We start from the raw sequence: 13,933 nt of genomic DNA, 5'->3' as shown, positions 1-13,933 counted from the left end.
CGGGTCTCGCGCGGCGCCAACGCCGGCGCGGGCCGCCAGCCGGGGGGACCCGGCGGGGTCTGCGCGGCCTTCACCGCCGCAAGGGCGGTTTCCAGCCCCAGAAGCGTGCAGACCCCCTGCTCCATCATCGCGGCCACCCGCGCCTCGCCGAAATTCTCGGCGATCGAGGCGACCGGCAGGGCAGGCTTTCCGGTGGCCTTCTGCGCGGCGACGATCGCGTCCAGCGCCGGCTGGTAGCTGGACGGATCGCAGCGATCGGTCCGCGGCGTGTCGATGATGTAGAGCCCGGCATCATAGGCCTCGAGCATGGCCGAGAAGACCTCGGTCGTCTTCGGCCCGTCGCCCCAGATGAACGTGTGGTAATCCAACGGGTTGGAAATCGTCGGGATCTCGCCCAGCACCGCGAACAGCCGGTCATGCGTGGCTTGCGGAACGGGCGGGAAGTCGATGGCATGCGGCGCGGCCAGATCGGCCACCAGCCCCGCCTCGCCCCCCGAACAGGACAGCGAGCAGATCCGCGTGCCGATCTGCGGGCCATGGCTGTGGAAGATCTTCAGCGTCTCGATCAGTTCCGAAGGCGTGTTCACCTCGGCCACGCCGATCTGGCGCAGGAAGGCGCTGGAGGCAGCCCCGCCCCCGGCCAGCGAGGCGGTATGCGAGGCCGCGGCCGTGCGCGACAGTTCGGTCTTGCCCGACTTGATCGCGACGACGCCCTTGCCCAGCGCGCGTGCCTTTTCGGCCAGCGCGGCAAAGGCCGGGGCATCGTCGATCCCCTCGATATAAAGCCCCACGGCGGTGACGCGCGGATCATCCAGCAGGGCGCCGGTCAGCTCGGCCAGTCCCACGACCGCGGCATTGCCCAGACAGGCCACATAGGCAACCGGCAGGCCGCGCTGCTGCATGCCCATGTTGATCACGATGTTCGAGGATTGGCTGACCAGCGCCACGCCGCGGTCGATGCGGATGCCGCCATGCTGGTCGGGCCAAAGAAGCGCGCCGTCGAGGTAATTGATCACCCCATAGCAATTCGGGCCAAGGATCGGCATCTCGCCCGCCGCGGCGATCAGCCTGTCCTGCAATTCCGGCGCGCCGGCCTCGGTCCATCCGCTGGCGAAACAGATCGCGCCGCCCGCGCCCATGGCGGCAAGCTCGGCCACCACGTCCAAGGTGGCATGGCGGTTGACGCCGATGAAGGTTGCATCCGGCGCTTCGGGCAGGTCGGCAAGCGACGGATAGGCTTTCAGCCCGCCGATCTCGGTCTTGGTCGGATGCACCGGCCAGACAGGGCCCTGAAACCCCATCTTGCGGCATTGTTCGATCACATTCAGCGCCCAGCCGGCGCCCAGAACGGCGATGTGACGCGGGCGGAGCAGACGGTCGAGACGGCTCATGCCCGACCTCCACGCTTGCGGACACCGCCGGGGGCGCTGCCCCCCTCGCCAGCGGTCTCGGACCGATGGCGCCTCGCTGGCTCGCCACGGGATTTTTGAGAAGAGAAGAAAGACCGTCGAGGATCGGGGCAACACCCTGCCCCGCTTTGGCAGAGCAGGGTGCCTTCTCCCCTTACGGTCATCGGCGTCCCCGCCTGTACCGTGGACTCAGGATCGCGGATCAGGGTTAACATTTCGTTGTTTCTTCTCTTCGTAAATATCCCACGGGGGTCCGGGGGTGTGAAACCCCCGGGGTCCGATGCCGGAGGCCCCGACCGGGTCTCATGCCCCCAGAGGCCGCAACAATTCGCGGCTGATGATGTGGCGCTGGATTTCCGAGGTGCCTTCCCAGATCCGCTCGACCCGGGCATCGCGCCAGATCCGTTCCAGCGGCAATTCGTCCATCAGCCCCATGCCGCCATGGATCTGGATCGCCTCATCGGCAATCTTGGCCAGAACCTCGGTCGCTTTCAGCTTGGCCATCGCCATATCCGCCTCGGTCACCGTGCCCTGGTCGTATTTCCAGGCCGCCTCGCGGGTCAGCAATTCGGCCGCCTTCAGCTCCATCGCCATATCGGCCAGCTTGAAGCTGATGCCCTGGAACTTGGCGATCTGCTGGCCGAACTGCGTGCGCTCGGCCGCATAGGCCAGCGCATGGCCCATCGCTCGTTCCGCCCGGCCAAGACAGGTCGAGGCAACCTGCAGCCGCGTGGCCCCCAGCCATTTGCCGGCCACCTCGAAACCCTTGTGAACCTCGCCCAGGATCTGGGATTTCGGCAGCCGGCATTCGTCGAATTCCAGCACCATGTTGTTATAGCCGCGATGGCTGACATTCCTGTAGCCCTCGCGCACCGAAAACCCGGGCGTGCCCTTGTCGACCAGGAAGGCGGTGATCAGCTTCTTGCGGCCGCGCGGCGTGTCTTCCTCGCCGGTGGCCACCCAGACGATGGCGAAATCCGCCACATCGGCATGGCTGATGAAATGCTTCGTGCCGTTCAGCACGAAGTCATCGCCATCTTGACGGGCGAAAGATTTCATCCCGCGCAGGTCCGAGCCGGCGCCCGGTTCCGTCATCGCCTGGCAATCGTGCTTTTCGCCGCGGATGCAGGGGAAGAGGTAAGCCTCGCGCTGATCGCCTTCGCAGGCCAGCAGAATGTTCGACGGGCGCGAGACGCAGGTCCAGTGCAGGGCGTAATTCGCCTTGCCCAGTTCCTTTTCGTACAGAAGCCAGGTCAGGGTATCGAGCCCCGCGCCCCCGACTTCGACCGGCATGTTGGCAGCGTAAAGACCGGCGGCGATGGCCTTTTGCGCAATCTCCTTGCGCAGCTCTTCGCGCAGGATGCCGGTGCGTTCGACTTCGGCCTCATGCGGGTAAAGCTCGGCTTCCACAAAGGCGCGCGTCGTGTCGACGATCATCTGCTGTTCTTCGGTCAGGCCGAAATCCATGGTCTCAGTCCTTCTTCTGGCCCACCGCGCGGCCCGCACCTTCCGGCAGGGGCAGGCCGGATTGCGCCTCGGCGATGGCCTTCAGCTTCGCCCAGACCTGCGGCGCGGCGGGGGCGGATTTGCCCGCCGTCATATCGACATGCAGGCAAAGTTGTTCAATCGTGGCAACGGTTTCGTCGCCCTTCATCACCCGCACGAAGGACCGGAAGCGTTTCTCGTCGGCCGAGATCACCTGCAGGGTGCAGGTCAGCCGATCGCCCAGTTTCGCCTCGCCCAGATGGCGGATATGGGTTTCGGCCGAATAGAAGGAATGGCCGCCGGCGACATAGTCCATCCCCGCCCCGATCAGGCGAAGGAAATTGTCGACCGCTTCGGAATTGGCGAAGTAATAGCGGCTTTCGGTCATATGGCCGTTATAGTCGATCCAGCCCGGCAGGACCTGCAGCTGGGCCATGACCAGCGGTTCGGCTTTCGGCGCGCTGTCAAGATCGCCCAGGAAGGCGGCCGCGCGGCGTTCGTCATGTTCGCGCAGCACCTTGCCCGCGCCCCAGTTCCGCTCTTTCAGCGCGCGCAGGAAGCCCACCAGATTCTGATCGCGGATCCGTTCCAGCTCGCGGATGCCATAGGCGCCGGATTGCGCGTCGGACTGGTTCGCCACCAGATCGACCAGCTCGTCGTTGAATTCGGGCACGTCCATCAGCTTGGTCCAGGGCCATTTCAGCGCCGGGCCGAATTGCGCCATGAAATGCCGCATGCCGGCCTCGCCGCCGGCGATGCGATAGGTTTCGAACAGGCCCATCTGGCCCCAGCGCAGGCCAAAGCCCATGCGGATCGCCTCGTCGATTTCCTCGGTCGTGGCGATGCCGTCCTTCAGCATCCACAAGGCCTCGCGCCAGACGGCTTCGAGGAAGCGGTTGCCGATGAAGGCGTCGATCTCATGCCGGATCACCAGCGGGAACATCCCGATGTCCTTCATGATCTGCACCGTCTTTTCAACGGTTTCGGCGGTGTTCTTCGGGCTGCCCGAGATTTCCGAAAGCGGCAGCAGATAGACCGGGTTGAACGGATGCGCGACGATGATGTTTTCCGGCGCCGGGCTGCCCTGTTGCAGGTCGCTGGCCTTGAAGCCCGAGGTCGAGGAGCCGATCAGCACGCCCGGATTGGCCTGTTGCAGCTGGGCATAGACCTTGTGCTTCAGCTCGATCCGTTCGCTGACGCTTTCCTGCACATATTCCGCACCCTCGACCGCGTCGCCGATCGTGTCGTGGAAGGTCAGCGTCCCCTCGGGCGGCATCGGCACGTCCGACAGCGCCGGCAGCGCCAGCCTTGCATTGGCCATGACCGCGGCGATCTTGCGTTCCGCCTCGGGATCGGGATCGAAGACGCCCACGTCCCAGCCATTCAGCAGGAAGCGCGCGGCCCAGCCGCCGCCGATCACCCCACCCCCGATAATTGCAACCTTGCGCGCCATTTGCGGCCTGTTCCTGTCTGTAAATGTTCGATTGTGTAAGGTGACGCCGGGCTTACTTCGCCACCGGCGCGCGCTTTTCCAGCTTCAGCCGCGCCCGCACCTCGGCCGGCGTGATCACCCGCGCGCCCAGGTTTTCAATGATCGTGGCGGCGCGTTCCACCAGTTGCGCGTTGGTGGCCAAGACGCCCTTGTCGAGCCAGAGATTGTCTTCCAGACCCACCCGCACATTGCCGCCCGCAATGACCGAGGCCGCAACATAGGGCATCTGATGGCGACCCAGCGCGAAGGCCGACCAGTGCCAGTGCTTGGGCACATTGTTGACCATGGCCATAAAGGTGTTCAGGTCATCCGGCGCCCCCCACGGCACGCCCATGCACAGCTGCACCAGCACCGGATCGGGGATGATGCCTTCATCGGCCAAGGCCTTGGCCAGCCAGAGATGGCCGGTGTCGAAGGCCTCGATCTCGATCCGCGTGCCCGAGGCCACCATGCGCTTGGCCATGTCGCGCAGCATGCCGGGCGTGTTGACCATGACGTAATCGGCTTCGTTGAAATTCATCGTGCCGCAGTCGAGCGTGCAGATCTCGGGCCGGCATTCGACGACATGGGCCACGCGTTCCGCAGCACCGGCCATGTCGGATTTCTGGCTCATCCGGTTCATCGCCTCGGTGCCGTCGAACATCAGGTCGCCGCCCATGCCAGCGGTCAGGTTCAGGACGACATCGGTGTCCGAATCACGGATGCGTTCGGTCACTTCGCGGTACAGCGCCGGATCGCGGGCGGGTTTGCCGGTTTCGGGGTCGCGCACATGGCAATGCACCACCGCCGCCCCCGCCTTGGCCGCCGCAATCGCGCTTTCGGCGATCTGCTGCGGCGAGCGCGGCACGTGGGGCGAGCGGTCCTGCGTGCCGCCCGAGCCGGTGACGGCACAGGTGATGAAGACTTCGCGATTCATGGTCAGCGGCATGGGGCCCTCCTGTCTTGGCGGCAGCTTAGCCCCCTTGCGCGGGCATGTTTTGCACTTTACGAAATTCGGATGGCGGAAAATGCAATCTTCACGCCGGCGCGCGGCCCGCTGACCATCGCGCTGCTGGTGCTGCCCCAGGCCTCGATCCTTGAGGTCGCCTCGGCGCTGGACCCGTTGCGCAACGCGAACCGCCAGCTCGGGCATGAGGCCTATCGTTGGCGCGTGGTGACGCCCGATGGCGCGCCGGCGCCGCTGACCTGCGGGCTGTCGCTGCCCTCATCGGGGCCGCTGGCGGCGGCGGTGGGGGCCGAGGCGCTGATCGTGATCGCCGGCTATCGGCTGCAAGAGGCGGTGACGCGCGGCCTGATCCGCGATCTGGCCCGCATCGCGCCGCGCTTCGCGCTGGTGGGGGGGGTCGATGCGGGCCCCTGGGTTCTGGCCCGGGCGGGGCTGCTGAACGGCTATCGCGCGACCGTGCATTGGGAGGATCTGGAGGATCTGGCCGCCAGTTTCCCCGAGGTCGAGGTGGTGCCTGACCGCTATGTGATCGACCGCAACCGCGCCTGTATCGGCGGTGCAGCCCCGGCGCAGGATTTCATGCTGCATCTGATCCGGGCGCGGCACGGGGCGGCGCTGGCACGGCAGGTCGCGAACAGCTTCCTGACCCGCGCAAGGCCGGGGGCCGAGCCGCAGATCGCCCCGCCAAGTCGCGATCCGGTGCTGGATGCGCGCGTCGCGGCGGCGCTGGCGCGGATGGAGGCGCGGATCGACGCGCCCGAGCCGGTTTCGGAAACCGCCGCCGCCGTGGGCCTGTCGCCCCGCAGGCTGGAGGCGCTGTTCCGCGCCGCGCTGGGCATCACACCGGGCGCACATATGCTGGGGCTGCGGCTGCAGGCGGCGCGGCGGATGCTGGCGGAAACCCCGCTGCCCCTGGCCGATGTGGCGCTGCGCACCGGGTTTACCAGCCCCGCCACGCTGAGCCGCGCCTTCAAGCGCGCCTATGATCAGGCGCCGGGGCAGGTGCGGAAAGGGCGGGCCGGGGGCCAGCCCCCGGGCCCCCGGGATATTTAGGCAGAGAGGAAGGCATAAAAGCCTGCGCTGCGGCCTTCCTCTCTGCAGAAATATCCCGGGGGAGCGCAGCGGGGGGCAGCGCCCCCCTACGCGGTTTCCAGCAGGCCCCGCCCCTTCAGCAGCGCCTCGACCCCCGGCATCTTGCCGCGGAACTGCAGGTAAAGCGCCTCGGCCTCTTGGCTGCCGCCGGCCGAGAGGATGAACTTCTCCAGCTTGGCCGCGATCTCGGGATCGAAGGGATCGCCCGCTTCCTCGAAGGCGGCGAACGCGTCGGCATCCATCACCTCGGACCACATGTAGCTGTAATAGCCCGAAGAATAGCCGTCGCCCGAAAAGACATGGGCGAAATGCGGCGTCGCGTGGCGCATGCGGATCGCATGCGGCAGGCCCATCGCTTCCAGCACCTCGGCCTGTTTCTGCATCGGATCGGCCGGCGGGGCGCCGGTGTGGAATTCCAGATCCACCAGGGCCGAGGCGATGAATTCCACCGTGGCAAAGCCCTGGTCATAGGTGCCGGCCGCCAGCAGCCGCTGCAGCAGGTCGGGCGGCATCGGCGCGCCGGTCTGGTAATGCCGCGCATGGGCTTCCAGCACGGCCGGCACTTCCAGCCAATGTTCGTACAATTGGCTGGGCAGTTCGACGAAATCGCGCGCGACCGAGGTGCCCGAGATGAAGCCATAGGTCACATCCGACAGCATCTGATGCAGCGCATGGCCGAATTCGTGGAACAGCGTGCGCGCATCGTCATAGGACAGAAGGCAGGGATCGCCCTTGGCGAAGTTGCAGACATTGACCACGATCGGGCGCACGTCGCCGCCCAGTTTCTTCTGGCTGCGCATCGCCGAACACCAGGCGCCCGAGCGTTTGGAGCCGCGGGCGAAGTAATCGCCCAGGAAGACCGCGACATGGGTGCCGCGCCGGCTGACCTCCCAGCCGCGCACATCGGGATGGTAGAAGGGCCCGTCGATTTCGCGGAACTCCAGCCCGAACAGCCGATGCGCGCAGTCGAACATCGCGCCCAGCATCGCATCCAGCGACAGGTAGGGCTTCAGCGCCGCCTCATCCAGATCATGCTCGGCCTTGCGGCGCTTTTCCGAGTAATAGCGCCAATCCCAGGGTTCCAGCGGGCCGGCAATGCCATCGGCCCGCAGCATCGCCTCCAGCACGGCGGCATCTTCCAGCGCCTTGGCGCGGGCCGGCGCCCAGACCCGCATCAGCAGGTCGCGCACCGCGGCCGGGGTCTTTGCCATTTCCGGCTCCAGCTTGTAGCTGGCGAAATCGGCATAGCCCAGAAGCTGCGCCCGTTCATGCCGCAGCGCCAGGATTTCCGCCGCGATGCCGCGATTGTCGGTCGCCCCGCCATTCGCCCCGCGCGACACCCAGGCCGCATAGGCCTTTTCGCGCAGGGCCCGCCGGGGCGAGAATTGCAGGAAGGGCACGATGAGCGAGCGGTTCAGCGTGACCACCGCGCCCAGACCGCGCTCGGCCCCGGCGCCGCGCGCCGCCTGCACCACGAAATCGGGCAGGCCTTCCAGATCGGCCTCGGCCAGTTCCATGTACCAGGTCCGCTCGTCGGCCAGCAGGTTCTGGCTGAACTGCGTGCCCAGGATGGCCAGCCGCGCCTTGACCGAGGTCAGCCGTTGCGCGGCCTCGCCGTCCAGCGCCGCGCCCGAGCGGACGAACATCCGCCGGTACAGATCCAGCACGCGCTGCTGTTCCGCCGTCAGATCCAGCGTCTCGCGCGCCTGCCACAGCGCCTCGACCTTGGCGAAAAGCGCCTTGTTGTTGGTGACTTCCGAGGCGAAGGCGCTCATCTTCGGGGCAAGCTGGCGCTGCAATTCCTCGCGTGCTTCGTTCGAATCCGCGCCGGCAAGATTGTAGAAGACCGCCGAGATCCGGTCGAGATCGGCCTCGGCCAGTTCCAGCGCCTCGATCACCTCGGCAAAGCCGGTGCCAGGGCCTTCGGCGATCGCCGCAATGGCGCTGCGGGCGCGCGTCAGCGCCTCGTCAATCGCGGGCGCGAAATCCGCGTCCTGGATCTCGGCGAAAGGCGGCAGGCCGAATGGGGTGGCCCAGTCCTTCAACAGCGCATTCATGACGGAATCCTTCCTTCGGCGATGCTGGCGCCGGCGGCGGCTGCGCGGGGCCTGTGCCGTTCTAGCGGGGCGCGGCGCCGGTTTGAAAGCGGAATCGGCCGCGATGCCGGGGCAGTGAAGGGCGGGCGGGCCCGGGGGCCCGGTCATCGCTCTTTCGCGGCGGCGCGGCGCTGCCTATAGTGGCGCAAAACCGCAAAAGCAGGCAGGCAATGGCCGAAAAGCGCCCCGAAGGGCAAGCGTTCAACATCGTCGCCGTCGTTCAGGACGGGCGGCTTGGCTATGAGGCGCTGCTGCTGGCGGCCTCGCTGCGGCGCAGCTGCCCCGGATTCAAAGGCCAGCTGTTTCTGGCCGAGCCGCAGCCCGGCCCCCTGTGGCCGCGCGACCCGCGGCTGACCGATCCGGCGCTGCGGGCGCGGCTGGAAGAGCTGGGCGCGACTTTCCTGCCCTTCGAGTCAAAGGTCTTCGGCGCCACCTACCCGCATGGCAACAAGATCGAGGCGCTGACCGCCCTGCCCGAGGCCCCCTTCCTGTTTCTGGACACCGACACTTTGGTGACCGGAGATCTTTCCGCTGTCAGCTTCGATTTCGACCGGCCCTCGGCCTCGATGCGGCGCGAGGGGACCTGGCCGCAGATCGAATTGTACGGGCCCGGCTATGCCCAGACCTGGAAGGCGCTGTACGACCGCTTCGGGCTGGATTTCGCCGCCTCGCTGGATCTGCGCCAGCCCGATGAATATTGGCAGCGCTACCTGTATTTCAACGCCGGCTGGTTCTTCCATGCCAGCCCGCGCCGCTTCGGCAGCCGCTTGCTGTCCTATGCGCGCGAGATCCGCGACAACCGGCCCGAGGCACTGGTCTGCCAGGAGATCTATCCCTGGCTGGACCAGATCGCCCTGCCGCTGGCGATCCACAGTTTCGGCGGCGGGCGTCCGGGGCCGGACCTGGCGGGGCTGGATGGCGATCTGACCTGCCATTACCGCACGCTGCCGCTGCTTTATGCCAAGGAAAGCGATCTGGCGGTGGCGGTGCTGGAAGAGGTGGCGGAAGACAAGCCGAACCGGCGGATCCTGCGCGACTGGGCGCCGGTCAAGCAGATGGTCTACCAGAATGGCGGGCGCAAGGCGCGGGCGCTGTTCGACCGCGCGGCCCTGCCGCATCGCGAGCAGGTGATCCGCAACACCTTGAAACGCGAAGGGTTGTGGCTGCGCTAGGCCCGGCTAGATCTGCATCTGCAGCACCGGCCAAAGCGAGGCTGTCAGCAGGACCGCCATGGTCCAGTTGAAGGCGCGCAGCGCGGCGGGCCGGGTCAGGGCATGGCGCAACCCCTGCCCCGCCGCGGCCCAGATCGCCACCGTGGGCAAGTTCACCGCCCCGAAAACCGCGGCAACGGCCAGGCTGCCGGCGGGGCTGGGCACGGGCAGATAGGCCGCCAGCGCCCCCAGCGCCATGGCCCAGGCCTTGGGGTTCACCCATTGAAAGGCCGCGGCCTGCAGAAAGCTCATCGGGCGCGGCCTGGCCTCGCCCGCGCCCGGCGCGCCGGCCCGGGCGATCTTCCAGGCCAGCCACAGCATGTAGACGACCGAGGCCGCCTTCAGCGCCAGCAGGCTGGCGGGAAAGCTGCGAAACAGGCCGGCCAGGCCCAGACCGACCAGAAAGGCCATCACCACGAAGCCGCCCGCCACGCCGGCCATATGCGGCAGGGTGCGGCGGAAGCCGAAATTCACCCCCGAGGCCAGAAGCATCATGTTGTTCGGCCCCGGCGTCACCGAGGTGACGAAGGCAAAGCCGATCAGGGCGAGAAGCGTGTCCAGGGTCATGGCGCAATTCTGCAGCGTGGACTTGGACAAAAGATTGCGAAGATGCGCCATCTTCGGCTATTTCTGCAATCCATGACGAAGATTGACGCCATAAACGACCGAATCTTGCAGGAACTGTCGCGCGATGCGCGGCAAAGCAATCTGGCCTTGGCCGAGCGTGTCGGCCTGTCGCCCAGCGCCTGCCTGCGCCGGGTGCAAGAGCTGGAACGTGCGGGGGTGATCAAGGGCTACCGCGCGGTGCTGGATGGCGAAAAGCTGGGCACCGGCTTTGTCGCCTATGTCACGGTCGGGCTGAACAGCCACACCAAGGCCACGCAAGAGGCCTTTGAACGCGCCATTTCGAGGGCGCGCGAAGTGCGGGAATGCCACAACGTCACCGGCACGGTGGAATATCTGCTGCGCATCGAGACCTTCGATCTGGCGGGCTACAAGCATTGGCATACCGAAGTGCTGGGCGTGCTGCCGCAGGTGCGGTCGATCACCACCTATGTGGTCATGGGCAGCCCCAAGGACGACCGCGCCTGAGACCGCGCCTGATCGGCCAGGGACGAGGGCGCGCGGGGGGCGCGGAAGGATGTTCCCGACGCGGGCCCCTGAATGAAACGCTGTCATGGTCTTGATGAAAAACTCGGCAAGCGCGTTCCACTCGGCCCCATTGCCCGCCGCTTTTGGCTGACCTAACCTCGCGCGCAACCGCAAAGGGAGGCAGACATGACCGACACGCCGGCCGAAAGGCCCATGGGATTCGACACTTTGGCCATTCACGCCGCGACCGCGCCCGACCCGGCGACCGGGGCGCGGCAGGTGCCGATCTACCAGACCACCGCCTATGTCTTCCGCGATGCGGATCACGCGGCCAAGCTCTTCAATCTTGAGGAAGTGGGCTACATCTATTCGCGGCTGACCAATCCGACCGTCTCGGCGCTGGCCAATCGGGTGGCGGCGCTGGAAGGCGGCGCGGGGGCGATTGCCTGTTCCTCGGGCCATGCGGCGCAGATCATGGCGCTGTTTCCGCTGATGGGGCCGGGCAAGAACATCGTCGCCTCGACGCGGCTTTATGGCGGCACGCTGACCCAGTTCAGCCAGACGATCAAACGCTTCGGCTGGTCGGCGAAATTCGTCGATACCGAAGATCTGGGCGCGGTCGCGAAGGCCTGCGACAAGAACACCCGCGCGATCTTCTGCGAGACCATCGCCAATCCGGGCGGCTATGTCACCGACATTCCGGCGCTGGCCAAGATCGCCGACCGCAAGGGCATTCCGCTGATCGTCGACAACACCACCGCCACGCCCTGGCTGTGCCGCCCGATCGAGATGGGCGCCACGCTGGTCGTGCATTCGGCAACCAAATACCTGACCGGCAACGGCACGGTGACCGGCGGGATCGTGGTTGACAGTGGCAAGTTCGACTGGTCGGCCAGTGACAAGTTCCCCAGCCTGTCGCAGCCCGAACCCGCCTATCACGGGCTGGTCTTCCACCCGACCCTGGGCAACATGGCCTATACGTTCCACTCGATCGCCGTGGGCCTGCGCGATCTGGGCATGACGATGAACCCGCAGGGCGCGCATTACACGCTGATGGGGATCGAGACGCTGGGCCTGCGGATGGAGCGCCATATCCAGAACGCCCAGAAAGTGGCGGAATGGCTGGAGAACGACCCGCGGGTCGAATTCGTCACCTATGCCGGGCTGAAATCCAGCCCCTATGCGAAGCGGGCGAAGAAGCTGTTGCCCAAGGGCGCGGGCGCGCTGTTCACCTTCGCGCTGAAGGGCGGCTATGACGCCTGCGTCAAGCTGATCGACAATGTGAAGCTGTTCAGCCATGTCGCCAATCTGGGCGATACGCGCAGCCTGATCATCCATTCCGCCTCGACCACACATCGGCAATTGACCGAGGAGCAGCAGATCAAGGCCGGCGCGGCGCCGAATGTGGTGCGCCTGTCGATCGGGATCGAGAATGTCGAGGATATCATCGCCGATCTGGATCAGGCGATGACCAAGGCCACAGCCTGATCTGGCGGCCTGATCCGGCGCGACATCAGCGCCCGAACTGCGCTAGACATGCAAAACGCCCGGGGAATTCCCCGGGCGTCCTGCCTTCATCCGACCGGGATCACTCGGCCAGTTGCCACACGACGGTGACATTGGCCGAATAGCCGACTTCGCCGCCCGCGGTGGGCACGCCGGCATCCTGGGCGAATTTCTCCATCACCATCACCGGCGCCGAGGCCACGCCGCCTTCGGTGATCGACACGACCTGCCCCAGCTTCACCCCGGCCGCCTCGGCCAGCAGCGTGGCGCGCGCCGTCGCATCGGCCACCGCCGCCTTGCGCGCCGCATCCAGCACGGGCTTCGGATCGGCCAGCCCGAAGCTCAGCCCGTTCAGCGTATTGGCCCCGTCGCTGACTGCCGCGTCCAGCACGCCGCCCAGGCCTTCCAGCGCGCGCACCCGCACCGTCAGCATGTTCGAGGCGGTGTAGCCCGAGATCTGCGGCCCGCCCACGGACGAGCTTTCATAGCCGGTCCAGTTCGGATTGACCGACAGGCCCGTGGTCTGCAGATCGCGCGCGGCGATCCCGGCCGCGGTCAGCCGCGCCATCACCGCCTCCATCGCGGCATTGTTGGCCGCCAGCGCCTCGGCCGCGGTCTTGCCGGTGCTGGTCACGCCCAGCTGGATCGTGGCGATGTCGGGCGCGGCCTCGACATTGCCCTCGCCGGTCACGGTGATCGTCGGCACCATCTGGGTCTCGGCCCGAAGCGGCATGGCCAGCGCCAGGCAGGCAAGTGCGGCCAGCGGAAGCGCCCGAAGGCCTTGCGGGAAGTGGGTCATGATCTGCTCCTTTGGTTTTGCGCAGTTTCAACGATAAGACGCGGATGCGACAGTGTTCCTTGGCGCGCTCACGGGTGTTTTTCTTCCCTTCGGCGAAAAGCTGCTGTAGGAAGGCGCGACCCCGGCCGGGCGCGTTCCCGCGCCCCGTCTCCCTATGATAGACCGGCCCGCATGAAACCGAACTTCGCGCTCAACCTCAGCGATACTTCCATCGCGCTTCTGCACCGGACGGCTAAGGGCTGGACGCAGATCGGCGAAACGCCTTTCGATGCGCCCGACCTGGCCGAGGCTTTGGATTACCTGCGCAAGACCGCTCTGGGGCTGGAACCGGGCGGGATCGCGACCAAGCTGGTGATCCCGAACAGCCAGATCCTGTATGCCGAGATCAGCGCCCCCGGCCCGTCCGAGGACGAGCGGCGGGCGCAGATTCAGGCGGAACTGGAAGACCGCACCCCCTATCGGGGCGACGAGATCGCCTTTGACTTCTCGGGGCGCGGCAAGGTGGTGAAGATCGCCGCCGTCGCGCGTGAGACCCTGGCCGAGGCCGAGGCTTTCGCGACCGAACATCGCTTCAACCCGGTCTCCTTCGTGGCGATCCCCGAAGCGGGCAGCTATTCGGGCGAGCCGTGGTTCGGCACGACCGAGGCGGCAAAGGCCACGCTGGCCCCGGGCGAAGTGGTGGAACGCGACCGTAGCGCGATTGCGCTGCCGGGCGCGCGCGCCGCCGCGGCCGAGGCCAAGGCGGCGGCGATGGCGGCCCCCGTCGCCGATGCGGCCGGGCCAGAGGCGGATGCCGCCCCTGTGG

Annotated in this window: 11 protein-coding genes and 1 pseudogene; 5 read left to right on the top strand and 7 right to left on the bottom strand. The window is 66.8% G+C overall.

The genetic code is table 11. From position 1 onward, the window contains the following. The 4 genes from K1Y73_RS18885 to K1Y73_RS18870 all read right to left on the bottom strand — a co-directional run. A partial coding sequence (locus K1Y73_RS18885) for a CoA-binding protein (protein ID WP_225029860.1) occupies positions 1 to 1,391 on the bottom strand: 1,391 nt, incomplete at its 3' end. Between the two features lie 321 nt (positions 1,392 to 1,712). Next, on the bottom strand, positions 1,713 to 2,876 hold the full coding sequence (locus K1Y73_RS18880; RefSeq protein ID WP_225029859.1) for an acyl-CoA dehydrogenase family protein: 1,164 nt from the start codon (positions 2,874 to 2,876) through the stop codon (positions 1,713 to 1,715). Between the two features lie 4 nt (positions 2,877 to 2,880). Next, the gene (locus tag K1Y73_RS18875; RefSeq protein ID WP_225029858.1) at positions 2,881 to 4,347 is read right to left on the bottom strand and encodes a carnitine 3-dehydrogenase; all 1,467 of its coding nucleotides are present in this window, start codon (positions 4,345 to 4,347) and stop codon (positions 2,881 to 2,883) included. Between the two features lie 52 nt (positions 4,348 to 4,399). Continuing rightward, positions 4,400 to 5,314 (bottom strand): BKACE family enzyme, encoded by a 915-nt coding sequence (locus K1Y73_RS18870; RefSeq protein WP_225029857.1) that lies wholly within the window; start codon positions 5,312 to 5,314, stop codon positions 4,400 to 4,402. 69 nt (positions 5,315 to 5,383) lie between these two features. On the opposite strand from K1Y73_RS18870, the gene K1Y73_RS18865 reads away from it, so the two are divergent. Next, positions 5,384 to 6,385, top strand: a complete 1,002-nt coding sequence (locus tag K1Y73_RS18865; RefSeq protein WP_225029856.1) for a GlxA family transcriptional regulator — start codon at positions 5,384 to 5,386, stop codon at positions 6,383 to 6,385. 86 nt (positions 6,386 to 6,471) lie between these two features. Here the strand turns inward: K1Y73_RS18865 and K1Y73_RS18860 are convergent, their stop codons facing one another. Then, positions 6,472 to 8,481 carry a M3 family metallopeptidase gene (locus K1Y73_RS18860; protein WP_225029855.1) on the bottom strand — a complete coding sequence of 670 codons (2,010 nt, stop codon included), beginning with the start codon at positions 8,479 to 8,481 and terminating at the stop codon, positions 6,472 to 6,474. 209 nt (positions 8,482 to 8,690) lie between these two features. On the opposite strand from K1Y73_RS18860, the gene K1Y73_RS18855 reads away from it, so the two are divergent. Continuing rightward, complete coding sequence (locus tag K1Y73_RS18855) at positions 8,691 to 9,692, top strand: hypothetical protein (RefSeq protein ID WP_225029854.1); 1,002 nt, start codon at positions 8,691 to 8,693, stop codon at positions 9,690 to 9,692. A 6-nt stretch (positions 9,693 to 9,698) separates the two neighbouring features. Here K1Y73_RS18855 and K1Y73_RS18850 read toward each other — a convergent pair whose 3' ends face one another. After that, positions 9,699 to 10,349, bottom strand: a complete 651-nt coding sequence (locus K1Y73_RS18850) for a LysE family translocator (protein ID WP_404819107.1) — start codon at positions 10,347 to 10,349, stop codon at positions 9,699 to 9,701. A gap of 21 nt (positions 10,350 to 10,370) precedes the next feature. On the opposite strand from K1Y73_RS18850, the gene K1Y73_RS18845 reads away from it, so the two are divergent. Both K1Y73_RS18845 and K1Y73_RS18840 read left to right on the top strand, forming a co-directional pair. After that, entirely contained in the window at positions 10,371 to 10,823 is a 453-nt protein-coding gene (locus K1Y73_RS18845) for an Lrp/AsnC family transcriptional regulator (protein WP_225029853.1), read from the top strand. A 186-nt stretch (positions 10,824 to 11,009) separates the two neighbouring features. After that, a complete protein-coding gene (locus K1Y73_RS18840) occupies positions 11,010 to 12,311 on the top strand; it encodes an O-acetylhomoserine aminocarboxypropyltransferase/cysteine synthase family protein (RefSeq protein ID WP_225029852.1) in 1,302 nt (433 codons plus the stop codon). Between the two features lie 100 nt (positions 12,312 to 12,411). Here K1Y73_RS18840 and K1Y73_RS18835 read toward each other — a convergent pair whose 3' ends face one another. Continuing rightward, the gene (locus K1Y73_RS18835; protein WP_225029851.1) at positions 12,412 to 13,128 is read right to left on the bottom strand and encodes an SIMPL domain-containing protein; all 717 of its coding nucleotides are present in this window, start codon (positions 13,126 to 13,128) and stop codon (positions 12,412 to 12,414) included. A 171-nt stretch (positions 13,129 to 13,299) separates the two neighbouring features. Between K1Y73_RS18835 and K1Y73_RS18830 the strand changes: the two are divergent. Then, a pseudogene (locus K1Y73_RS18830) lies at positions 13,300 to 13,933 on the top strand (hypothetical protein); the annotation flags it as partial.

The sequence above is a fragment of the Xinfangfangia pollutisoli genome, from assembly GCF_020179405.1.
Taxonomy (GTDB): Bacteria; Pseudomonadota; Alphaproteobacteria; order Rhodobacterales; family Rhodobacteraceae; genus Pseudogemmobacter; species Pseudogemmobacter pollutisoli.
The sequence above is the reverse complement of the archived record's forward strand: the minus strand, read 5'-3'. Positions and strand labels throughout refer to the sequence as shown.

Excerpts from the sequence above, each read along its gene's own strand:
- K1Y73_RS18840 (WP_225029852.1), top strand. The coding sequence starts at position 11,010 with ATGACCGACACGCCGGCCGAAAGGCCCATGGGATTCGACACTTTGGCC.
- K1Y73_RS18850 (WP_404819107.1), bottom strand. The coding sequence starts at position 10,349 with ATGGCGCATCTTCGCAATCTTTTGTCCAAGTCCACGCTGCAGAATTGC.
- K1Y73_RS18835 (WP_225029851.1), bottom strand. The coding sequence starts at position 13,128 with ATGACCCACTTCCCGCAAGGCCTTCGGGCGCTTCCGCTGGCCGCACTT.
- K1Y73_RS18880 (WP_225029859.1), bottom strand. The coding sequence starts at position 2,876 with ATGGATTTCGGCCTGACCGAAGAACAGCAGATGATCGTCGACACGACG.
- K1Y73_RS18865 (WP_225029856.1), top strand. The coding sequence starts at position 5,384 with ATGGCGGAAAATGCAATCTTCACGCCGGCGCGCGGCCCGCTGACCATC.
- K1Y73_RS18855 (WP_225029854.1), top strand. The coding sequence starts at position 8,691 with ATGGCCGAAAAGCGCCCCGAAGGGCAAGCGTTCAACATCGTCGCCGTC.
- K1Y73_RS18860 (WP_225029855.1), bottom strand. The coding sequence starts at position 8,481 with ATGAATGCGCTGTTGAAGGACTGGGCCACCCCATTCGGCCTGCCGCCT.
- K1Y73_RS18870 (WP_225029857.1), bottom strand. The coding sequence starts at position 5,314 with ATGCCGCTGACCATGAATCGCGAAGTCTTCATCACCTGTGCCGTCACC.
- K1Y73_RS18875 (WP_225029858.1), bottom strand. The coding sequence starts at position 4,347 with ATGGCGCGCAAGGTTGCAATTATCGGGGGTGGGGTGATCGGCGGCGGC.
- K1Y73_RS18845 (WP_225029853.1), top strand. The coding sequence starts at position 10,371 with ATGACGAAGATTGACGCCATAAACGACCGAATCTTGCAGGAACTGTCG.